Genomic DNA, 20,115 nt, shown 5'->3' with positions numbered 1-20,115 from the left:
GTTGCACGGCTCTGCTGACCAGCGGGGTAAAGTGCCCTATGCCCACCCCGGAAGCCGCCGCCGTCGCCGCCGAACTGCGGACGGCGATGGGCAAGCTCACCCGACGCGTCAAGCACGAGGACCGCATCCCGCTGGGACAGGTGGCCGTGCTCGGCACGCTCGACCGCGACGGCGCCATGACCACCAGCGACCTCGCCGCCGACCAGCGCGTACGCCCCCAGTCGATGGCCCGGGCGGTCGGACTGCTCATGGAGCAGAACCTGATCACGCGCCGGGCGCACCCCACGGACGGCCGGAAGTCGCTGGTGGAGCTGTCGGACGCCGGCCGGGCCGCGCTCGAAGCGGAGCGCGGCCGCAGAGCCGGCTGGCTCGCGCAGGCCATCGAGGCCGAACTCACGGACGAGGAACGGACGTTGCTGGCCCGCAGCGCCACTCTCCTGGAGCGCCTCGCCACCCGGTAGACAGGGCCCGCGCGCCGCGCGGACACACCGGGCGCGGTGCATGCCTGCCCGAACGGCCCACCGGCCCTGTGCCGGTGGGCCGTTCGTCGGTGGCCCGTCCGCCGGGGGTCGGAACTACTTCAGCCACACCTTGCTCGTGGCGATCTTCCGGAGCTGGGCCAGGGTCAGCGCGGGCTCCGCACGGGTCGCGGCCTCGTTCTGGTTCGCCGTGTTGAACGCGGAGATCACCACCCGGAATCCGTCGGGGCGCATCGCGTCGGCCTGCCTCATCTTCACGCCGGCGCCGCCCTTCTCGCCCGGTCCTTCATGGGTGACGACCTTCGTGCCGTCCGGCAGGACCTCCGTGCCGGCACCGAACAGGTCGCCTTCGACGTCGGACATGTCCGGCTGCACGTTGATCTGCACGAAGCTCTCGCCCCGGCCGTCGTCCACCACCAGGTACGCGTACTCCGTCTCCTGCTTCCCGGACGCCTTCACCGTCAGACCGTCGGGGAGCTGCGCGGTCAGCCGGTCCACGATCACGGCACCGCTCAGCCCTCGCGGGGCCGGCTGCTCGGGCGCCTGCTTCTCAGGCTCGGGAAGGGACGCGATGATCGGGCGCCACTCCTCGGCGCCGACCAGTTCCTTCATCAGGTCCAGGGACAGCGGTGGGGTGGAACGGCTGACCGGGGCGCCCTTCTCGGCGGGCGCGTTCCATTCGGACACCGAGATCCGGTAGCCCTCGGGCGTCAGCAGGTCCGCGTACCACCGCTTGGTGTCCTCACGGCGGTCCGGGTACTCCCAGCCCTTGAACAGCACGAGGCGCGAGCCGTCCTTCAGCTTCGTGGCGGTGCAGGCCTCGAACGTGGTCAGGTGGCTGTCCGGGCAGGAGAGCTCGCCCTCGTCCGGACGGCCGGGGCTCTGCCGGCTCAGCGCCACCGACAGGGCGGCCTTGCCGTGGCCGTCGTCGTACACGACGGAGGCGGCGGACGGATGCGCGCTCTTCCGGTCGTCCGTGGCGCCGACCCCACTGACCGGCTCTTCGCTGAGCTGCCCTTCCGGCAGCAGAGCCGCGAGTGTCCGGGCCACCGGGGAGAGCTCCGCGGACGCCCCCCCGACCTCACCGGCGTTCTGCGAGGAGCCGATGCCCCCCGTGACGAACGATCCGCCGAGCCCGATCACCGCCAGAGCCGCCACGCTCCCGGTCACCGCGGCGCTGCGGCGCAGTACCGTCCGGCGCCGGCCGCGCGCGACCCCACCGTCCAGCAGCGGCCGTCCCGCCACGGAGAACTCCTCCCCCGCCTGCTTCATCGCCGCGCCGAGACCGTCCTCGAAGGACTCCCGGTCCTTCCTGCCACCGTTTTCGAGCATGCCGATCACCACCGTCCCCACACCTGTGGAAAAAAGAGGAACAAGAAAGAAGAAAAAGAAGACTCAGAGCGCGGCCAGCTCGCCGATGCTGCCGCCGAGTCGCTCACGCAGCCGGGCGAGCGCCCGGGTGCTCCGGGTGCGTACCGCAGCCGAGCTGACGTGCAGCGCGTCCGCGGTCTCCGACACCGACCGGTCCTCCCAGTAACGCAGCACGATCACCGCCCGGTCCTTGGGCGGCAGCTCGCGCAGTGCGTCGAGGAGCGTCATCCGCAAGGAGGCGTCGCCCGCCGACTCGCCCGGCCGGTCCGGCAGTTCGCCGCTCGGCCGTTCCCCCGCCGATCTGCGCCGCCGGTGTCCGAGATAGCAGCGCACCAGCACGGTCTGCGCATACGCCGCAGGGTTCCCGAGGCGCGACGTACGCCCCCAGACCACATACATCCGGCCGAGCGTCTCCTGAACGAGATCCTCGGCGAGATGCGTGTCCCCGCCGGTCAGCAGGCACGCCGAACGGAACAGATGGCCCATCCGGGCCTCCGCGAACTCGCGGAACGCACCTTCCCTGGACTGCCTCAACCGTCACCCCCTCTCGCTCACACCCTTTAGATGCGGTGGCCGCCGGGAAATGTTTCACCACGTGCGGCCGAGATATCCCGGACATGGTGCCCACCCGTCGCGCGCCCGGACGCACGGACATCCCTCCCGGACGATGAGCCATGGCCGGGGCCCGGTGGGGTGGCCAGGCTTGCGGTATGACACAGACGGAAGCAACACGTGGGGAAGCAACACAGACCGAAGCGACACGTACGGACACGACGCGCATCCGCAACCGGGTGCTGGTGACCGGCGGCACCGGCAAGACGGGCCGCAGGACCGTGGCCCGGCTCCGCGCGCTGGGCGTGGAGACCCGGGCGGCCTCGCGGTCGGGGGAGTGCCCCTTCGACTGGGCCGACCGGACGACCTGGCAGGCGGCCCTCGACGAGGTCGACGCCGTCTACATCGTCCCGCTGGACACCTCGCCCTCCCCGACGCCCGCCTTCGTCGAGCAGGCCGTTGCCGCCGGGGTGCGACGACTGGTGCTGCTGTCGGCCCGCGGTGTGGACGTCCCCGGCTACTTCGGCTCCTCCTACGAGGGCGGCGGCCCGCATGCGGAGGGCGAGGCGGCCGTCCGGTCGTCAGGGGTCGCCTGGACGATCCTGCGGCCCGGCTGGTTCGCCCAGAACTTCAGCGAGGGGGTCTTCCTCGACGGCGTACGCGCCGGCGAACTGGCCCTGCCCGCGGGCGACGGGACCGCCGCGTTCGTCGACGCCGACGACATCGCGGAGGTCGCCGCTGTGGCTCTGACCGAGGACGGCCACGACGGCGAGGTGTACGAACTCTCCGGCCCGCGGGCTCTCGGCATCGCCGACGTACTCGACGAGATCGCGAAGGCGACCGGTGCGCGGGCCGCCTACGTCCCGGTGGAGGAGTCCGCCTTCCGGGCCGGGCTGGTGGCACAGGGCCTGCCCGAGGAGGAGGCCGCGCTCTGGACCGACGCGATGAGGCCGATCCGCACGAGCCGGGAGGCCCCGGTCACGGACGGGGTCCGCAGAGCACTGGGCCGCCCTCCGCGCGACATCGCCGACGTCGTCCGTGACGCGTCGGCGGCGGGCGCCTGGGGCTGACGGGAGCCGGGGTGGGTGCGCGTCGGAGGATCCCGCCGGCCTACCGGATCAGCCCGCCGGTACGGCGCGGTCCGGCACGCGGGCGGTGGCGGCCTCCTGCCGGTACGTGCTCGGGCTCTCGCCCCGGAGCCGTTTGAACGCCGCGCTGAAGCCGAACGCGTCCGCGTAACCGACCCGCCGGGCCACCGCCGCCACCGTCAGCTCCGGGCGGGTGAGCAGATCGGCGGCCAGCGTCATCCGCCACTCGGTGAGGTATGCCGCCGGCCCGTTCCCGACCAGATCCGTGAACCGCTTCGCCAGGGTCGTCCTCGACACCCCCGCCCGGCTCGCCAGCTCCGCCGTCGTCCACGGGTGCGCCGGATCCTCGTGGATCGCACGCAGCGCGGGCCCCGCCACTTCGTCGCCGAGTGCGCCGTACCACCCCGGCGGTTCGGCCTCCGGGCGGTCGAACCAGTCCCGCAGCGTGCACACCAGCAGCCAGTCCAGCAGCCGGTCGAGTACGGTCTGGTGCCCCGGCCGGCCGCCACCGATCTGCGCCTCCAGGTAGTCCCGCAGCGGCGAGCAGTCCTGCTCGTCGGGTACCACCAGGACCGGCGGCAGGGCACGCAGAAGCCGTTGCGGAACCTGCTCCCGTACGTCATAGGCGGCGGCCAACAGCACGGTCGAGCCGCCGAGTTCGCCGTCCCGGTCCGTGAGGCCGGGTGCGTCCTCGCCCCAGTGGACCTCCCGTACGCCCGCCGTCGTGGCGTTCGCCGGGTCGTCGGTGAACGAGAACGGTGCGGGCCCCCGGACGATCGCGGCCTCGCCCAGCGCCACGTGCCGCGGCTCCCCGGTCTCCGGCACGATCCACCCGGCGCCGCGCATCGGTACGCACAGGGTCAGGTACGCGCCGTCGGCGAACCGCAACGACCACGGCGGCCACAGCACCGAACGCCCGAACACCGCACCCTTGCCCCGCACGCCCCGCAACAGTTCGTCGAACACGTCCATGGGGCCAACGATAGGCAGGCGAACCCGGCCGTTCGGACCGGAAGCATGGCCGGTCGGCCGAAGCGGTGCCGGAGGAAGCGCCCTAGCGTCCTTCTCGTCAATAACACCGTGGAGAGGACGACCCGATGGACCAGCGGACTTCCGCCCCCGACACCGGCGCGACCACCGAGTTCGCGACGGACGTCGTCAAACTGCTGCTGGAGGCGGTGAGCAGCGCGGTCAAGCAGGAACGCGGAGACGTCGGTACGGAGAGCGTGCTCGCCGCGCTCGTGGCGGGCGACTCGGCCGCGGGCTCCGCCATCGCCCCCGGGATGAGGGCCTCCGGCTCGCTCGGCGGTTCCATCGGGGTCCGTGGGACGTCCGTGTGGGTCAGCGAGGACCGGGGGGTCGGCGCGGCGGGAGCCCCGGACGACGAGCGGGAGATCGACGCCGTCTGGCGGGAGGTCGGGCAGGACCGGGCCAAGAAGCTGCGATGGCAGAATCGGAAGAAGGCGGAGTCCGAGCAGGAGAGCGCCGAACTCCCTCCGGTGACCGGTGCGTTGAGGGCATGTCTGCGCATCGCGCTGCAGGCCGCACGGCAGGAGGGCACCCTCTCCGTGCGCGTCCGTCATGTGGCGCACGCACTGGTCGAGCTGCCCGGTACCCGTGCCCGGGAGGCGATGGCCGTGGAGAAGCTGGATGTCACCGCCGTCTCGGCCGCGCTCGGCGCCTTGCGGGGGAGCGACGCGGAGCCGGAGCCGGGATCGGTGTTCGTCCTGCGCAAGTCCGGGACGTTCGGGAAGAGCGGCAACCCGCTGACCAGGAAGTTCACCGCCTGGATCTTCGGAGGCGGTGCGGGGTTCGGCTCCGCGGTCGTCAGCGCGGTGCGCGCGGAGGCGCTACGGGGAGCGGTACGGCGTGGGGCGTCGGTGCAGGAACCGGTCGACGTGCTGCTGGGCATCCTGGCGCTGGACCGGTCGTTGACCGTCGCGGGACGGGAACTGCCGGAGGCGCTGGCCGGGGCGAACCGGGGGGCGGAACTCCTGCGCCGTCACGGTGCGCGGCAGGACGCGGTCACCCGCGTACTGTTCACCTCGACCGAGGTGACGGAGGGCGAGACCGTGAGGGGTGACGGCGTCGCCGACCGCGACCGACGGCTGCTGCACGTCACACAGTTGACGGCTTCCGCGCAGGGCTCGCCCACGGTCGGCACGACCCATCTGCTGGCCGCCCTGCTGGACGACGCCGGGACGGACGCGGAGACCGCGGCGGAGATCGAGCGGGTACTGACCGGGAGCGGGGTGGACGTCGCCGCGCTGCGGGCGGAGCCGGAGCTCCGGGTGCCCGGAGGAGCGGCGCGGGCTGCCTGAGGCGGTTCGTCGACCCGCAGGCAGAGTACGACCGTTGAGAACGGCACCCCACGGAGGAAACCATGATCCCGGCAGCGCAACCGTGGCGGGGGGCGCTCCGCGAGGCCACCGCGATCCGTGACGCGGTGCGCGCCGCGCCCCGCCGGACCGTCGTCACGGAGTCCGTCCTCGTCGGCCTGGCCCTGCTGTGCGCACTCGTCCCCCTTCCGCTGGTCCCGCCGGCCCATCCGGTCATGGCCGCCCTCCTGGGTGTGTGGGCGGCGCTGCTCGTGCCCGCGCGGCGGATGTACCCGGCCCTGACGGTCCTGTGCTGCGTGCCGGTGATGGCGGGGGACAACGTGTGGGCGATGGTGGTGGTGCCGTGGGTCGTCTGGTCCGCCGCGCGCCGCATCGCCCCGGCGCGGCGGGCCTGGCGGGTGGTCGGGACGAGCGTGGCCGGGTCGGTGCTCGCGTCGGTCGCCGTCCAGTCCCTCGACGGACTTCCGAAGCCGGAGTACCTGTTCGCCGACGCCGGGGCGAGCGCCCTGTTCATCCTGATGCCCGCGCTGTCCGGCCTGATGCTGGGGCGCCGCCGTCGGCTGACGGGGCTGCTGCGGGAACGCAACGCCTACCTCGAACATGCCCGCTCGCTCGCCGACGAGGCGGCCCGCATGGAGGAACGCGCGCGCATCGCCGGCGAGATGCACGATCTGCTCGGCCACCGCATCGGCCTGATCTCGGTGCACGCCGGAGCGCTCCAGCTCGCCGCCGAACGACAGGCGCCCCCGCTGGCCGCCCACGCCGAACTCCTGCACACCACCGCGGGAACCGCGATGGAGGAGCTGCGCGGCATCCTCGGCGTCCTCCGGCACCAGGCGGACCAGGAGAGCGGTGAGCGAGGGACCCGCGAGGATCTCGCGGCCCTCGTCGCGGATTCCCGGAGCGCCGGGGCCGACGCCGAACTGCACTGGAACGCGACCGGCCCCGCGGACGCGGATCCCCGTACCCGACAGGCCGTCCACCGTGTCGCCCGGGAAGGGCTCGCCAACGCCCTGAAGCACGCGTCCGGAGCGCCGGTCCGCGTGACGGTCCACGACGAGGGGGGCACGGTGGTGGTCTCCGTCGTCAACGGAGCCCCGCCGGTGCCGCGTTCGCCCGGGGACGGGAACCGCAGCGGCCTCGTCGGCCTCCGGGAGAGGGTCGGCCTGCTCGGCGGCACCCTCGACTGCGGACCGCGCCAGGAGGGCGGCTTCGTCCTCGCCGCCCGCATACCCGCCAGGCCCGAGGTGCCGCCCGCGTACGCCGCGTCGATGAAGCCGCTGTCCGGCGGGGCGGGATCCCGGCCCCCGCTCCCGACGGAGGTGCTCACCTGGCCGCGCCTGCTGGGCGGGGGCTGCGCGGCGATGCTGGTGCTGCTGCCGACGATCGGCGGCAGTCTCATGCTGCTGATCATGGTGGTCCTAGACTGAACCGATGATCCGCGTGCTGATCGCCGACGACGAGGCGCTGATGCGCGCCGGAATCCGCCTGATCCTGGAGAACGACGACGGGATCCGGGTCGTGGCCGAGGCGCAGGACGCCCGTGAGGCCGTCGAGGCCTGCCGCGCCCACGTGGTCGACGTGGCCCTCCTCGACATACGTATGCCGGGTGACGGGATCACCGGCGCCGCCGGGATCATCCGCCACTCCCCCCGTACCCGGGTGGTGATGCTTACGGCGTTCGGTGAGGAACCGAGCGTCACGCGCGCCCTGCGCGCCGGAGCCCACGGCTACCTCCTCAAGGACACCGGCCCCCGCGACCTCATCGAGGCCGTACGCCGCGCAGCCGCCGGAGACCCGGTCCTCGCCCCGCAGGTCACCCGCCAGCTCGTCGACTTCCGGACCAGGTCGGGCCGTGACGACGAGGCCGCGGCACGGCGGATCGCCGGCCTGACGCCGACCGAGCGGGACGTCCTGCGGCTGCTGGGCACCGGCCTCTCCAACGCCCGGATCGCCGCACAGCTCCACCTGAGCTCCGGCACGGTCAAGGCCCACATCAGCAGCATCCTCACCCGTACCGACTGCACCAACCGGGTCCAGGCGGCGGTGCTGGCGCACGAGGCGGGGCTCAACGGCTGACACGGAGCGCTTTGGGGGCGGTGGGGCCGTCGGCCCCACCGCCCCCGGCCGGCCACAGTGGGAAGCGATACCCCGCCAGGCTCAGGAGAAGACGACCGAGCGCACCAGCAGCCGGTCCGAGGCGCCGCCGCCCGGGCGCAGGGTGAAGTAGGCGTCACCGGTGCAGTCCGCCTCCAGGAACACGGTGGCCACCGCGTCGGTGCGGTTCTTGGGCGCGTACGCCGCGGATCCCGGCTCGGATCCCGGCCCCTGGAGGTTGATGCACGTGGCGCTGTCGGGGTCGTTCAGGAAGCCGACGGCCTCGTAGCCGTCGGAGGTCAGGTACGTGTAGCGGAACTGGCCGTTGGCGGCCGAGGCGGATCCGGCGGTGGCGAGGAGCAGGACGACGGCGCCGGCCGACGCGGCCAGGGAGGAGCGGAGACGCATGGGGGGTGTTCACCTTTTCTCGGGCGTACGGAGATCAGGGCAGGGACTGCCCGGACCGTTGATCGGGGCAGGGGCTGCCCGGACCTGAGATCAGGGCAAGCGCTGCCCGGACCGCCCGTGGGGCAATCGCCGCGTCGCCTGAACGAGGTGTGCAGGATCGTTCCTTCCGGTCATTCGGCCCTGCCGGACTCCGGTCGGCCCCTGGATGGGAGGCATCCGGATACGTAGAGATCGTTTCCGTGAACCGGCCCGCTCGTTGGGTCGGACATAATGATCAACATCGATGCATGCGTGCAGGCCGACGGGCAACTCGCCCCTTGCCTGCCTGAGTTGACCGACCTCCTCTTCCGGGACGGAGGCGAGGGCCCGGACGCCCACGGTCTCTGGCGCAAGGTGATCTCGACCGACCGGTTCCGCCATCGCGCCCATGTGCGTGCCGAGGAACGGTGGCAGCTGTCGTACGACCGGCTGCGCGCTCTGAACGAGGAGGTGCTGTGCCCGGAGTCCCTGGCCCGGGACCCCCGTGGGCTGGCCGCCCTGCACGAGTGGACCTCGGTGGTGGACGGGGCCACGGCCACGGTCGCCGGAATTCACTACAACCTCTTCCTCGGCAGCCTGCTCGACGACGGCACCTCACCGGTGCGTGACCTCACCGGTTTCGCCGCACTGACCCGCACGGGAACCTTTCTGTGCACCGAGCGCGCGCACGGCAACGACGCGACCGCGATGGAGACCACCGCCCGCTACGACCGCGAGCGTGACGCGTTCGTGCTGCACACCCCGCACGAGGGCGCGCAGAAGTACATGCCCAACACCGGCCCCGCCGGCGGGCCGAAGACCGCGGTGGTCGCGGCCCGGCTCCTGGTCGACGACCGGGACCATGGCGTCTTCCTGTTCCTCACCCCGCTGAGCGACCGCGACGGAACGCTGCCGGGCATCACGGTGACCGTGCTGCCCGACCGCATCGGCAGCCCCGTGGACCACTGCGTCACCGCCTTCGACCAGGTACGCCTGCCCCGCACCGCCCTGGTCCAGGGGGAGCACGGCGAACTGCTGCCGGACGGCACCTTCACCAGTGCCGTGGGCAGCCCGCGCAAGCGGTTCCTGCACGCGATCCGCCGGGTGACGGTCGGAAAACTGTGCATGAGCGCGAGCACCCTCGGGGGCAGCCGAGCGGCACTGGCGATCGCGGTCCGCTACGCGGGCATCCGGCACATCTCCGGCCCCGCGGCCGGGCAGCGCGTCCCGCTGGCCGCGCACCGCAGCCATCACGCCCGGCTGCTCGCCTGCACGGCCACCGCCTACGCCATGACCTTCCTGCACCGGGCTGTCACCGACCACTGGATCGCCCACGCGCCCGAAGACCGGGCCGAGAGCGAGCGGCTGGTCGCGGTGGCCAAGGGCTGGATCACCTGGCAGGCGCGGGCGATCACGACCGAGAGCCGGGAACGCTGCGGCGCCAGGGCCCTGTTCCCGGTGAACGGGCTGGCCGAGTTCACCGCGAACGCGGACGGAGCCATCACCGCCGAGGGGGACAACCTGGCGATCTGGTGCAAGGCCGGGGCCGAGATGATCTTCGGCCACCCGATGGTCCCGGAACCGGCGCGGGCGACCGGCCAGGAGTTGCTGACCGATCCCGCCTTCCTGCGCCGGGCCCTCTCCGCCGCGGAGCGCCACTGGCACCTGGCCGCGCGGCACGACCTGCGCGGCGGTGCCGGGGGCGACGCCCTCGGCCGCTGGAACCACGCGTCCGCCGCCGCCCTCGCCCTCGTCGAGACGTACGCGGTGGGCCGGGCCGCCGACGCCTTCGCCACGGCCTGCGCCGACGTCACCGACCCGGGCACCCGCGCCACCCTGGACGATCTGCGCGCGCTGTTCCTGCTCGACCGGCTGGCCGCGCTCAGCGGACTCCTGCTCGTCGAGAACGCGCTCACCGCCGACCAGGTCCGCTCCCTCCCCGACACGGTGCGCGCGCTGACCTCCCGGCTCGCCCCGCATCTGCCGACGCTGACGGAGGCCTTCGACATCCCGGAGGAGTACCTGATGTCGCTGCCGATGCTGACATCCGTCTGAGGCGGACGCCGGCTGCGAGGCCCGGGCGCGAACCCGGTAGGCGGGTGGCCGCGGCCCCCGGCAGGGCGGTGGGGGCGGCTCCCGGCAGGGCGGCAAGGGCGGCCCCGGCACGGCAGCAGGGCCCGGACCACGTGGTCGCGGTCCGGGCCCTGCCTCGTGCGGTGAATGCCGCTGCCGCCCTGCGACGGCGGTACGTCAGCTCTCGGCGGAGTCGTCGCCCGTCTGCCCGGCGCCCTCGGCCGCAGCGTCGGCCGAGCCTGCCTTCTCACGCATCTTGCGCACCAGCTCAGCCTTCCGGTCGGCTGCGCCCTGGCGGTCGAGGTTGCGGTGCGGGCCGTTGTTCTGCCGTTCGGTGCGGGACAGCCTCTTGCGCTTGCCGCCGCCCATGCCCACGGGGTTGTTGATGTTCTTGCTCACGGTCACGGGTTCTCCCGGTCATGATGTGAAGTGATCTACGGATTCATCGGTGGGGGACGAGCGGCGACGTCGAAGGACATCAGCAGGCGCCCGTCGCGCTCTCACTCGTAAATCGGCGTCTGGAAGAACATGACAAAGACGTTACCCGGTTCCGCCGACTCCGCACACCAGCCGTTTCGGGAGCATCGGTCCGACCGGGCCGGTACGCGGGAGCAGCCGGGGTGAGAGGTCAGGCGGGCGGGGTGTCGGGGCGGGCGTCGTACTCGGCGCGGGCGGCGTCGATGTGCGTCAGGTGCGTGATGCTCCACTCCAGCAGGGGGGCGGTGGCTCCGCGGAGGGCCCTGCCCATCGGAGTGAGTTCGTAACTGACGTGCGGTGGCATGACGTTGCGCACGGTCCGGGTGAGGATCCCGTCGCGTTCCAGGCCGCGCAGCGTGACGGTGAGCATGCGCTGGCTGATCCCGTCGACCGCCCGCTTGAGCTCGGTGAAGCGGCGTGGCCCCTCGCTGAGGTGACGCACGATCAGCAGCGACCACTTGTCACCGACGATGCCGAGCACCTCACGGACCTGGCACGGGTCCTCCGGCGGTGCCGGCTGTGCTGCCCGCGCATCGCCGCCCTCTGTGCCGTTCATGGTTACCTCCAGAGAACCGGGGCACCTCAATGTGCCGTATTGATCGGGGTGCGGCAGGTGCAGCACGATGATGTCGGTTCCTGAAGAGTACCGAGGCACGAACAGGAACCGTATTGCTTCCGCGCCTTCCCATGCTCCGAAGAGGAAGAAGTCATCCCCTCATGTCAACTTTTCTGCTGGTACACGGTGCCTGGCACAGCGGCCGCTGCTGGGAGCGGGTGGTCCCGCTGCTGGAGGCGGCCGGACACCGTGTGTTCGCGCCCTCACTGACCGGCTACGGCGACAAGTCGCACCTGCTCGGCCCCGAGGTGGGGCTCGACACGCACGTCGAGGACATCGTGAAGCTGATTCACGAGGAGGACCTGACCGACGTGGTGCTCGTGGGCCACAGCTACGCGGGGCTGGTCGTCTCGTCCGTGGCCAACGAGGTACCGGAACGGATCGCGCATCTGGTGTACCTGGACGCGATGGTCCCGGAGCACGGCGAGACCGCCGTCGACGTGCAGCCCCTGACCCAGCACCTGATCGACCTGGCCGCCCGGTCGGGCAACGGCTGGCGCATCCCACCGCTGCCCGAGATGCCTCCGCCCCTCGGCCTGTTCGGGGTCACCGACCCGGCGGACGCCGCATGGCTGCGTGCGATGCTCTCCGACCAGCCGGTGCGCTGCCTTCAGCAGCCGGTCCGGCTGGACAACCCCGCCTCGGCCTCGGTTCCGCGTACGCACATCCACTGTGTCGGAGCCGAGCCGGAAGGCATCGTGCGCCGGCCCGTCCCCGCGACACAGCCCAACGGCTCCCCGGCCCGCATCCGGGAACTGCCGACCGGACACGACTGCATGATCACCATGCCGTCGGACCTGAGCGAACTGCTGCTGGAGTCCACCCTTCGGTAGCGCCCGACCGTGACCGCGGCAGCGGGCCGGAGGCCGCAACGGTGCCGCGACCCGTACGCCCCCATGACGTGATCCGTGGATTTCCGAACGGATGTACAACCCTGAACGGCCTTCGTGAGTCGCTGTGTTCGCGGCAGCCGGAGCTGCCGCCTTCACCGTCTGGGCGCCCGTGCCGGGCACGACGGAGTTCCGCCTGGACTGGGACGGCCTCCTCGACAAGTTCCCGGCGTACGGAGGCGCGTACACGTGGACGATGAGGGCCGAGCCCGACAACGGCATCGGCCCGGCCGTCGAGCGCACCGGCGCGTTCACGGCCACCCGCGCGCCCCGCGCGCACGACTTCGACGGCAACGGTTCGCCGGACGTCTTCGGCCGCTCCTCGGCCGGCGTTCTGTCCCTGTACGACGTCGGCCAGCTCCGGCACCTGACGTCCCGCGACACGCCACGCCGGACCAGGATCGGCGGCGGGTGGAACACGTACGACCGGATCGTCCCCGGCACCGCCGGCGTCGCCGCCCGCGACAGGACCGGCGTCCTCTGGTCGTACGCGGCCGTGGGCGACGGCACCCTCACCGTCCGCAAGCGCGTCGGCGGTGGGTGGAACATCTACGACAAGCTCACCAGCGGCTCCGATCTGACCGGCGACAGCCGGGACGACCTCCTCGCCACGGACAAGGCCGGTGTGCTGTGGCTCTATCCCGGCAGGAGCGACGGCACGTACGCCGTTCGCAGGAGAGTCGGCGGCGGCTGGGGCGTCTACAACGAGTTGACGGCGACCGGAAACCTCGGCGGCGCCCCCGCCGGTGATCTGGTCGCTCGCGACGGATCCGGTGTGCTGTGGCTCTACCTCGGAAAGGGCGACGGTACGTTCGCGCCCCGGACGCGGATCAGCGGCGGCTGGGGCGGGCACCGGATTGTCGGCAGTGGAGACATCGACGGCGACGGCCGGAGCGATCTGGCAACCGTCTCCGCGGGCGACGGCAGTGCTGCCACACAGATGAGGTTCCGTTACGGCACGGGCCAGTGGAGGGAACCGTTCTCCGCCATCGCATTCCCCGATACGAGACTGACCGGGCTGGACCCGCTCCTCTGACGAACCGGTCCGGCCCGATGGAGGACAGGAACCGAACATGACGGATCACGGGTCAGGGGGCGGCGTGATGGCCCAGCGGTGGGCCATCGACGCGCCACCTGACCCGCAGTCCGGCTCGTCCGTGAACACGGCCGGCCCGTGCCGACCCGCCCCTCAGAGGTGACCGTCCAAGAACTTCCGCACCTCGTCGACGGTCATGGGCCCCGCGCCGTGCGCCACCGCCTCTCCCTCCTTCAGCAGGAGGCAGGACGGGGCTCCGGTGATCCCGTATCGCTCGGTTGCCGCCGGGCAACGCGTGATGTCGGTGCGGACGACCGTCAGGCGGCCCGTGTAGTCGTCGGCGATGTCGCCCACGACGAGGTCCATCACCCGGCAGGGCTCGATGGCCTTGGGCCATGCCCCGGTGAAGTATGCGAGCACCGGAACCCTGCTTCTCCCGAGGATGAAATCGAACTCCGCGTCCTCACGAGGTCGGTGAACCAGCTTTGCCACGGAAGCTCCTGACCTACGTTTCGTATTCCGTCCCATCATCCCTCGCGCGGTGTGCCGGGTCGGCCCCGGTTTCGGACGGGTGGACGCGTCAGCTGACCCGGAGACCGACCGCCAGCGTCAGTTCGAGAACCCGGTGCGGTGATGCGAGATCGGGGAACAGCTCCCGCAGCTGCGACATCCGGTAACGAACCGTCTGGGGATGGACGAACAGTGCCGCCGCGACCTCGTCCCGCCTGCCCTGGTGCAGCAGCCACGCCCGCAACGTGTCCTCCAGCCGTCGAGCGGTTGCGGCAGGCAGGGGTTTCAACGGTGCGAGGGCACGGGCGCGCAGGTCTGCGAACGCCTCCGCGTCGGCGCTGAGCACCAGGTCGGGCAGGTGGTCCTCGGTGTCGCGAATGTCAGGGGAGAGGGAGCGTGCGCGTACGGCTCGTGCGTACGAGGCGGACGCACGGGTCCACGGCCGGGCCGGGCCGACCACGGCGGCGCGGTCGGTCAGCTGCCGCAGGAGACGTGACCGGTCGGCATCGGGGACGAGGAGCACACCGGTGGCGTCCGGCAGATCGTCGAGGACGAGGGTGCTCGGGTCGAGTGTCCGGTAGGCAGGCCGGGCCTGGGCGGCGGGCAGCAGGACGGCGGTCAGCGAGACCGGAGGCTGCCACCTGGCCCGTTGGCCCGAGGCCAGCAGCACGTCCGGGCTCGCGCCGGCGAGGAGGTCGCGGGCCAGGTGCTCCAGGTGGCGCTCGTGGGCTCTGCCCCGGGCGGCCAGTTCGTCGGCGTGGCCCGCGGCGCTCGCGGCGGAGAGCTCGTCGATGTAGGCGAAGGTCAGCTCGGCGAACTTGGCGACCTCGGCAGCGGGCAGACCCGCGGGTACGGCACCCGCCGCCAGGCATCGCCAGGCGACGCGGGCGCCGACGCGGTAGGCGCCGAGCAGGGCGTCCATCGAACGGCCGTCGCGTACCTCGCCGCGGCCCAGCTCGTAGGCGGCGTCACCGGCGTCGCCGCCCGTGGCGTTCCCGGTCGCAAGGTCCAGGTAGTGCCCCAGGGCGGTGCGGACGGCTCTGCGGATGGTGGCGCCCATGCGGCCCGAAAGGGCGTTGGCGTAGGGAGGGACCTCGTCGATGATCGCCTGGACGACTTCGTCGGCGGTGGTCCTCAGTGCGGCCCGAAGGGCGGTGACCGTCGTCTCATCCAGGGCCAGTTCGCTGGCCCTCCGGATTGCATAGCTCACTTTTTGTTCCCTGCGAACAATTCAGTTGACCAGGTTTACGTCCTGTGGTCAGGACTTTACGCCTTGGGGCGCAGCAAGCTGGAGTCATGACGAGTGGAGCCCTCCGCAGTAGGGCGTGGAAACTGCTGGAGATGGTCACGACACCGCTGCTGCCGTCGGACTACCTCGACCTGGTCAGCCCGCTGCGTGCGGGCGCTGACCTGTGTGGGCGCATCGAGGCCGTGCACTCCGAGACGAGTGACGCCGCGACCGTCGTGATCAGGCCGGGGAGGGGCTGGCGCGGCCACACAGCCGGTCAGTACGTGAGGGTCGGGGTCGACGTCGACGGAGTGCGCCTGTGGCGTGCCTACTCCCTCACCTCGCCGACGGACCGCCGGGACGGCCGTGTCACGATCACCGTGAAGGCGGTCCCGGACGGCAAGGTCAGCAACCACCTCGTCCGCAGGGCGAGACCGGGCACGCTGATCCGGCTCGACCAGCCGACCGGTGACTTCGTACTGCCGCAGGTCAAGCCCGCCAAGGTGCTCTACCTGACGGCCGGCAGCGGCATCACGCCCGTGATGGGCATGCTGCGCGACACCGAGTTCGACGACGTCGTCATGGTCCACTGCGCGCCACAGCCTCAGGACGTGATCTTCCGCGAGGAACTGCACGGCCTGGTCGCGGACAAGAAGCTTCGGCTCATCGAGGTGCACACCGACACGGACGGCAAGCTCGACATCGCCCGGCTCGACGCGCTCGTGCCCGACTGGGCCGAGCGCGAGACCTGGGCCTGCGGGCCCGCGGGCCTGCTCGACGCCGCCGAGGAGCACTGGAGCGAACAGGGCGTCCAGGAACGCCTGCACACCGAACGGTTCCGCCCCGGCATCGTCGTCGCCGGCGACGGCGGCGAGGTCACGTTCAGCGCCACCGGCAAGACCATCGACGCGGACGGCGCCACGCCGTTGCTCGACATCGGCGAGGAGGCCGGCGTGCTGATGCCCTCCGGGTGCCGCATGGGCATCTGCTTCGGCTGCGTCACGCCGCTCAGGGCGGGCGCCGTCCGCGACCTGCGCACCGGTGAGATCACCGAGGCCGAGCCGGGCGTCCTCATCCAAACCTGCGTGTCCGCCGCTGCGGGCCCCTGTGACATCGAACGGTAGGAGCACCTTGACCGCCATCGACCCCACCGCCCACCTGACCGCGGAACAGATCGAGGAACTGGGCCGCGAACTGGACGCGATCCGCGACGAGGTGATCGCCGCCCGCGGCGAGAAGGACGCCGCCTACATCCGTAAGGTCATCTCGGCGCAGCGCAAGCTCGAGCTGGCCAGCAGGGGTGTGCTGCTGTTCTCGGTCTTCCCGCCCGCGTGGCTGCTCGGAACCGCCGGGCTGTCCGTGGCGAAGATCATGGACAACATGGAGATCGGCCACAACATCCTGCACGGCCAGTGGGACTGGATGCGGGACCCGAAGATCCACTCCACCACCTGGGAGTGGGACCACGTCTCGCCGTCCGATCAGTGGAAGCACTCGCACAACGAGCTGCACCACACGTACACCAACGTGATCGGCAAGGACAACGACCTCGGCTACGGCATCATGCGCGTCGACGAGGACCAGAAGTGGCACCCCTTCCACCTCGGCCAGCCGCTGTGGAACTTCCTCAACGCCTGCTTCTTCGAGTACGGCATCGCGGCGTACGACCTGGAGCTCGGCAAGAACCTCGGCAAGCGCCGCCGCGGGAACCCGGAGTTCCGCGCGCGGGCCAGGGCCGTGGGCCGCAAGATCCGCAAGCAGGTGCTCAAGGACTACGTGATCCACCCGCTGCTGTCGGGCCCCTCATTCCTCCCCACCCTCGCCGCCACGTTCACCGCGAACCTGGTCCGCAACATCTGGACCCACTCGGTCATCATGTGCGGGCACTTCCCCGAGGGCGTGCAGGTCTTCGAACGCCGGTCGATCAAGGGTGAGTCACGCGGCCAGTGGTACCTGCGCCAGATGATGGGCTCGGCGAACATCAGCGGCAGCAAGGCCATGCACTTCATGACCGGCAATCTGTCGCACCAGATCGAGCACCACCTGTTCCCGGACCTGCCGAGCAACCGGTACGCCGAGGTCGCGGTGAAGGTGCGCGCGCTGTTCGAGAAGTACGAGCTGGAGTACGTCACCGGCCCGCTGCCCAAGCAGGTGTTCTCCGCGTGGCACAAGGTCTTCCGGCTCGCGCTGCCGAACAAGCAGCCCGCGGTCGGAACGCCGGACCGCGAGCGGGACCTCATCGCCGCCTGACTCCCGGCACCGGTGCGGACTCCTCGGCCGTACCGGGCTGCCCGGGGACGGAGACCGCGCCCGGCGGCCTGCCCGGCGGCAAGGCCCTGTCCGGGGCCCGGCGGCCGTCCTCGGGGCAGAGGCACTTTGCGCCATGCGGTGTCGAAGTGGCGTGAACAGATATTGCCCGTCCCGCCACGCCGTGCGCACTGTGGAAGTGCGGGAGCGCTCCCACACCGTCGACCCCGCCGGGCTCCCCGGCTCCCCCCACCGAAGGAAGAGATCATGAGTTGTCATGTACGCAACAGAAAAGCATGGCGCACCCCGACGCTCGTCCTGAGCACCGTCGCAGCGGTGCTTCTCGGCATGACCGCCTGGAGCGGCACAGCCATGGCTCACGGTTCGGTCGTCGACCCGGCCTCACGCGCCTACGACTGCTGGCAGCGCTGGGGCAGCGATTTCCAGAACCCGGCCATGGCGCAGCAGGACCCGATGTGCTGGCAGGCGTGGCAGGCCGACCCGAACGCCATGTGGAACTGGAACGGCCTGTACCGCAACGGCTCCGGGGGCAACTTCCCGGCGGTCGTACCGGACGGACAGCTGTGCAGCGGCGGTCGGACCGAGGGCGGTCGCTACAACGCGCTGGACACCGTGGGTGCGTGGAAGACCACGGACATCACCGATGACTTCACCGTCAAGCTGTACGACCAGGCCAGCCACGGCGCGGACTACTTCAAGGTCTACGTCAGCCGGCAGGGCTTCGACCCGACCACCCAGGCGCTGGGCTGGAGCGACCTCGAACTGGTCACGCAGACCGGCAGGTACGGGCCCAGCCAGAACTACTCGATCCCGGTGAGCACGTCCGGCTACACCGGTCACCACGTCGTCTACACGATCTGGCAGGCATCGCACATGGACCAGACGTACTTCCTGTGCAGCGACGTGAACTTCGGCTGACGTGAACCTCGGCTGACCTCACCGCCCACCGGGTGATCCCGCCGGACGCCACCCGCCCGGCGGGACTCCCGTGTCCCGACGCCCCCTCGTGTCCCGACGCCCCCGCCGTGCAAGCGCCCTCGATTCCGGAGCCGACATGCCGCGACGACACCGCTGGACCGGGCAGCTGCTGCTCGCCCTCCTGTTGACCACCCTCACCGCACTGCCCGCCGCCGCCCAGTCCCTCGTGGCAGCTCCTCCCACGACGGCGACCACCACACCGACCGAAGCGGCGACGAACTCCTCCACCGTCCCGCTTCCGTCGCTCCGCGCGACCACCACCCAGGTCGCCTCCGGACTGCGACGGCCGACCGCCGTCGTCGCACCCGATGACGGCACCGACCGCTTGTTCATCACCGAGAAGTCCGGAACCGTACGTGCCTACCACCCCCGTACCGGCCTGGACCCGGAGCCGCTCATCGACATCACGTCGGCCGTGGACGAATCGGGCAACGAGCGCGGCCTGCTCGGCATCGCCGTTCCGCCCGACTTCGCCGACAGCCGCAGCGTGTACCTGGCGTACACGGCACTGCCCGACGCCGCGGTCACCGTCGCCCGCTACCGGCTCGACGACGCCCGCCTGGAGGTCCTGCTCTCCCAGCCCCACTCCGAGTTCAGCAACCACAACGGGGGCCAGCTGGCGTTCGGCCCGGACGGCCACCTGTACTGGAGCATCGGCGACGGCGGCGGTTCCGCGGACCCCCTCCGTGCCGGGCAGCGACTGGACACCCTGCTGGGCAAGATCGTGCGCATCGACGTGAGCCGCAGCTGCGGCACGCTTCCCTACTGCGTGCCCGAGGACAACCCCTTCGTGGGCACCCCCGGCACCCGCGAGGAGATCTGGCACTACGGGCTGCGCAACCCGTGGCGATTCTCCTTCGACAGCGTCGACGGCTCGATGTGGATCGGGGACGTCGGCCAGGGCCGGTGGGAGGAGGTCGATCACCTCAGCCCCGGACAGGGCGGTCTGAACCTCGGCTGGTCCTGCTACGAGGGACTGGAGAAGTTCAGCGGCGGCGACTGCGACGCCGGCGCAACGTACACCGCGCCGGTCTTCACCTACTCCCCGTACACCGGCGGCTGTTCGGTCATCGGCGGTCACGTCTACCGGGGCCGGCAGCACGCCGGCCTCGTGGGCGGCACGTACATCGCCACCGACTACTGCTCCTCCACCGTCTGGGCGCTGCGCCCCGATGGCGAAGGCGGCTACGAGCAGGCCGAGATAGGGGAGATGCCCACCCAGGTGACGGCGATCGGTACGACCGTCGACGGGGAGCTCTACGCGGTCAACGACCTGCCGGGCGGTCTGCACCGTGTGTCCTTCGCCCAGGAGGAACCCACCTGCCGAGTGCAGCCCACCGTGCGGGCGTGGGGCACCGGTACGACGGTCGACCTGACGGTCACCAACACCGGCAGCACTCCGGTGAACGGCTGGACACTGAGGTTCCCGCTGGCCCTCGGGCAGACCGTCACCTCCGACTGGAACACCGACCTCACCCAGGGAAGCAACACGATCACGGCCGCCAACAGCTCGCACAACGCCACGATCGCTCCCGGCGAGAGCATCACCCTCGGCTACCTCGCCGCCCATACCGGCGACTCGTCGCCACCGCCGCGCTTCACGCTCAACGGGGACGCCTGTGCGGTGGGCCACTGAGATCAGCTGTCGCGGCTGAGGCTCGTACAACCAACCGGCCCTCCTGTCTGT

Annotated in this window: 20 protein-coding genes; 12 read left to right on the top strand and 8 right to left on the bottom strand. The window is 71.3% G+C overall.

Features of this window, described 5'->3' with window-relative positions:
- Window positions 1-38 precede the first annotated feature (38 nt).
- Window positions 39-461 carry a MarR family winged helix-turn-helix transcriptional regulator gene (locus tag OG446_RS17685; protein WP_328894962.1) on the top strand — a complete coding sequence of 141 codons (423 nt, stop codon included), beginning with the start codon at window positions 39-41 and terminating at the stop codon, window positions 459-461.
- A 114-nt stretch (window positions 462-575) separates the two neighbouring features.
- Here OG446_RS17685 and OG446_RS17680 read toward each other — a convergent pair whose 3' ends face one another.
- On the bottom strand, window positions 576-1,811 hold the full coding sequence (locus tag OG446_RS17680; protein WP_328894961.1) for a hypothetical protein: 1,236 nt from the start codon (window positions 1,809-1,811) through the stop codon (window positions 576-578).
- A 63-nt stretch (window positions 1,812-1,874) separates the two neighbouring features.
- A complete protein-coding gene (locus OG446_RS17675; protein ID WP_328894960.1) occupies window positions 1,875-2,384 on the bottom strand; it encodes a SigE family RNA polymerase sigma factor in 510 nt (169 codons plus the stop codon).
- A gap of 176 nt (window positions 2,385-2,560) precedes the next feature.
- Between OG446_RS17675 and OG446_RS17670 the strand changes: the two genes are divergently transcribed.
- On the top strand, window positions 2,561-3,472 hold the full coding sequence (locus tag OG446_RS17670) for an NAD(P)H-binding protein (protein ID WP_443050155.1): 912 nt from the start codon (window positions 2,561-2,563) through the stop codon (window positions 3,470-3,472).
- A 48-nt stretch (window positions 3,473-3,520) separates the two neighbouring features.
- On the opposite strand, the gene OG446_RS17665 is transcribed toward OG446_RS17670, so the two are convergent.
- A complete protein-coding gene (locus OG446_RS17665; RefSeq protein ID WP_328894959.1) occupies window positions 3,521-4,462 on the bottom strand; it encodes an AraC family transcriptional regulator in 942 nt (313 codons plus the stop codon).
- A 125-nt stretch (window positions 4,463-4,587) separates the two neighbouring features.
- On the opposite strand from OG446_RS17665, the gene OG446_RS17660 reads away from it, so the two are divergent.
- The 3 genes from OG446_RS17660 (at window position 4,588) to OG446_RS17650 (ending at window position 7,908) form a co-directional block, all read left to right on the top strand.
- Window positions 4,588-5,811 carry a Clp protease N-terminal domain-containing protein gene (locus tag OG446_RS17660; protein WP_328894958.1) on the top strand — a complete coding sequence of 408 codons (1,224 nt, stop codon included), beginning with the start codon at window positions 4,588-4,590 and terminating at the stop codon, window positions 5,809-5,811.
- Between the two features lie 62 nt (window positions 5,812-5,873).
- Complete coding sequence (locus OG446_RS17655) at window positions 5,874-7,259, top strand: sensor histidine kinase (protein ID WP_328894957.1); 1,386 nt, start codon at window positions 5,874-5,876, stop codon at window positions 7,257-7,259.
- 4 nt (window positions 7,260-7,263) lie between these two features.
- Window positions 7,264-7,908 carry a response regulator transcription factor gene (locus OG446_RS17650; protein ID WP_328894956.1) on the top strand — a complete coding sequence of 215 codons (645 nt, stop codon included), beginning with the start codon at window positions 7,264-7,266 and terminating at the stop codon, window positions 7,906-7,908.
- Window positions 7,909-7,989: 81 nt separating this feature from the next.
- Here OG446_RS17650 and OG446_RS17645 read toward each other — a convergent pair whose 3' ends face one another.
- Window positions 7,990-8,334, bottom strand: coding sequence for a hypothetical protein (locus OG446_RS17645; protein WP_328894955.1), 345 nt, complete (start codon window positions 8,332-8,334; stop codon window positions 7,990-7,992).
- A gap of 330 nt (window positions 8,335-8,664) precedes the next feature.
- Here OG446_RS17645 and OG446_RS17640 point away from each other — a divergent pair, with 330 nt between their 5' ends.
- Window positions 8,665-10,407, top strand: coding sequence for an acyl-CoA dehydrogenase family protein (locus OG446_RS17640; protein ID WP_328894954.1), 1,743 nt, complete (start codon window positions 8,665-8,667; stop codon window positions 10,405-10,407).
- Between the two features lie 195 nt (window positions 10,408-10,602).
- On the opposite strand, the gene OG446_RS17635 is transcribed toward OG446_RS17640, so the two are convergent.
- On the bottom strand, window positions 10,603-10,830 hold the full coding sequence (locus OG446_RS17635; RefSeq protein ID WP_328894953.1) for a DUF6243 family protein: 228 nt from the start codon (window positions 10,828-10,830) through the stop codon (window positions 10,603-10,605).
- A 223-nt stretch (window positions 10,831-11,053) separates the two neighbouring features.
- A complete protein-coding gene (locus OG446_RS17630; protein WP_328894952.1) occupies window positions 11,054-11,458 on the bottom strand; it encodes a winged helix-turn-helix transcriptional regulator in 405 nt (134 codons plus the stop codon).
- Between the two features lie 161 nt (window positions 11,459-11,619).
- Here OG446_RS17630 and OG446_RS17625 point away from each other — a divergent pair, with 161 nt between their 5' ends.
- Window positions 11,620-12,351, top strand: coding sequence for an alpha/beta hydrolase (locus tag OG446_RS17625; RefSeq protein WP_328894951.1), 732 nt, complete (start codon window positions 11,620-11,622; stop codon window positions 12,349-12,351).
- Window positions 12,352-12,475: 124 nt separating this feature from the next.
- On the top strand, window positions 12,476-13,444 hold the full coding sequence (locus OG446_RS17620; RefSeq protein WP_328894950.1) for an FG-GAP repeat domain-containing protein: 969 nt from the start codon (window positions 12,476-12,478) through the stop codon (window positions 13,442-13,444).
- A 153-nt stretch (window positions 13,445-13,597) separates the two neighbouring features.
- Here OG446_RS17620 and OG446_RS17615 read toward each other — a convergent pair whose 3' ends face one another.
- Together OG446_RS17615 and OG446_RS17610 are read right to left on the bottom strand one after the other, a co-directional pair.
- Window positions 13,598-13,936, bottom strand: a complete 339-nt coding sequence (locus tag OG446_RS17615; RefSeq protein ID WP_328894949.1) for a thioredoxin family protein — start codon at window positions 13,934-13,936, stop codon at window positions 13,598-13,600.
- 88 nt (window positions 13,937-14,024) lie between these two features.
- Window positions 14,025-15,164, bottom strand: a complete 1,140-nt coding sequence (locus tag OG446_RS17610) for a PucR family transcriptional regulator (RefSeq protein WP_328894948.1) — start codon at window positions 15,162-15,164, stop codon at window positions 14,025-14,027.
- An 86-nt stretch (window positions 15,165-15,250) separates the two neighbouring features.
- Here OG446_RS17610 and OG446_RS17605 point away from each other — a divergent pair, with 86 nt between their 5' ends.
- The 4 genes from OG446_RS17605 (at window position 15,251) to OG446_RS17590 (ending at window position 20,064) form a co-directional block, all read left to right on the top strand.
- Window positions 15,251-16,306: a ferredoxin reductase gene (locus tag OG446_RS17605; RefSeq protein WP_328894947.1), complete on the top strand. Its 1,056-nt coding sequence runs from the start codon at window positions 15,251-15,253 to the stop codon at window positions 16,304-16,306.
- Window positions 16,307-16,313: 7 nt separating this feature from the next.
- Window positions 16,314-17,432: a fatty acid desaturase family protein gene (locus tag OG446_RS17600; RefSeq protein ID WP_328894946.1), complete on the top strand. Its 1,119-nt coding sequence runs from the start codon at window positions 16,314-16,316 to the stop codon at window positions 17,430-17,432.
- A gap of 264 nt (window positions 17,433-17,696) precedes the next feature.
- A complete protein-coding gene (locus OG446_RS17595; protein ID WP_328894945.1) occupies window positions 17,697-18,368 on the top strand; it encodes a lytic polysaccharide monooxygenase auxiliary activity family 9 protein in 672 nt (223 codons plus the stop codon).
- 136 nt (window positions 18,369-18,504) lie between these two features.
- On the top strand, window positions 18,505-20,064 hold the full coding sequence (locus OG446_RS17590) for a PQQ-dependent sugar dehydrogenase (protein ID WP_328894944.1): 1,560 nt from the start codon (window positions 18,505-18,507) through the stop codon (window positions 20,062-20,064).
- Window positions 20,065-20,115 lie beyond the last annotated feature (51 nt).

This window comes from Streptomyces sp. NBC_00236 (assembly GCF_036195045.1).
GTDB lineage: Bacteria > Actinomycetota > Actinomycetes > Streptomycetales > Streptomycetaceae > Streptomyces.
The sequence above is the reverse complement of the archived record's forward strand: the minus strand, read 5'-3'. Positions and strand labels throughout refer to the sequence as shown.

Excerpts from the sequence above, each read along its gene's own strand:
- OG446_RS17685 (WP_328894962.1), top strand. The coding sequence starts at position 39 with ATGCCCACCCCGGAAGCCGCCGCCGTCGCCGCCGAACTGCGGACGGCG.
- OG446_RS17680 (WP_328894961.1), bottom strand. The coding sequence starts at position 1,811 with ATGCTCGAAAACGGTGGCAGGAAGGACCGGGAGTCCTTCGAGGACGGT.
- OG446_RS17670 (WP_443050155.1), top strand. The coding sequence starts at position 2,561 with ATGACACAGACGGAAGCAACACGTGGGGAAGCAACACAGACCGAAGCG.
- OG446_RS17665 (WP_328894959.1), bottom strand. The coding sequence starts at position 4,462 with ATGGACGTGTTCGACGAACTGTTGCGGGGCGTGCGGGGCAAGGGTGCG.
- OG446_RS17660 (WP_328894958.1), top strand. The coding sequence starts at position 4,588 with ATGGACCAGCGGACTTCCGCCCCCGACACCGGCGCGACCACCGAGTTC.
- OG446_RS17655 (WP_328894957.1), top strand. The coding sequence starts at position 5,874 with ATGATCCCGGCAGCGCAACCGTGGCGGGGGGCGCTCCGCGAGGCCACC.
- OG446_RS17650 (WP_328894956.1), top strand. The coding sequence starts at position 7,264 with ATGATCCGCGTGCTGATCGCCGACGACGAGGCGCTGATGCGCGCCGGA.
- OG446_RS17645 (WP_328894955.1), bottom strand. The coding sequence starts at position 8,334 with ATGCGTCTCCGCTCCTCCCTGGCCGCGTCGGCCGGCGCCGTCGTCCTG.
- OG446_RS17630 (WP_328894952.1), bottom strand. The coding sequence starts at position 11,458 with ATGAACGGCACAGAGGGCGGCGATGCGCGGGCAGCACAGCCGGCACCG.
- OG446_RS17625 (WP_328894951.1), top strand. The coding sequence starts at position 11,620 with ATGTCAACTTTTCTGCTGGTACACGGTGCCTGGCACAGCGGCCGCTGC.
- OG446_RS17605 (WP_328894947.1), top strand. The coding sequence starts at position 15,251 with ATGACGAGTGGAGCCCTCCGCAGTAGGGCGTGGAAACTGCTGGAGATG.
- OG446_RS17595 (WP_328894945.1), top strand. The coding sequence starts at position 17,697 with ATGAGTTGTCATGTACGCAACAGAAAAGCATGGCGCACCCCGACGCTC.
- OG446_RS17590 (WP_328894944.1), top strand. The coding sequence starts at position 18,505 with ATGCCGCGACGACACCGCTGGACCGGGCAGCTGCTGCTCGCCCTCCTG.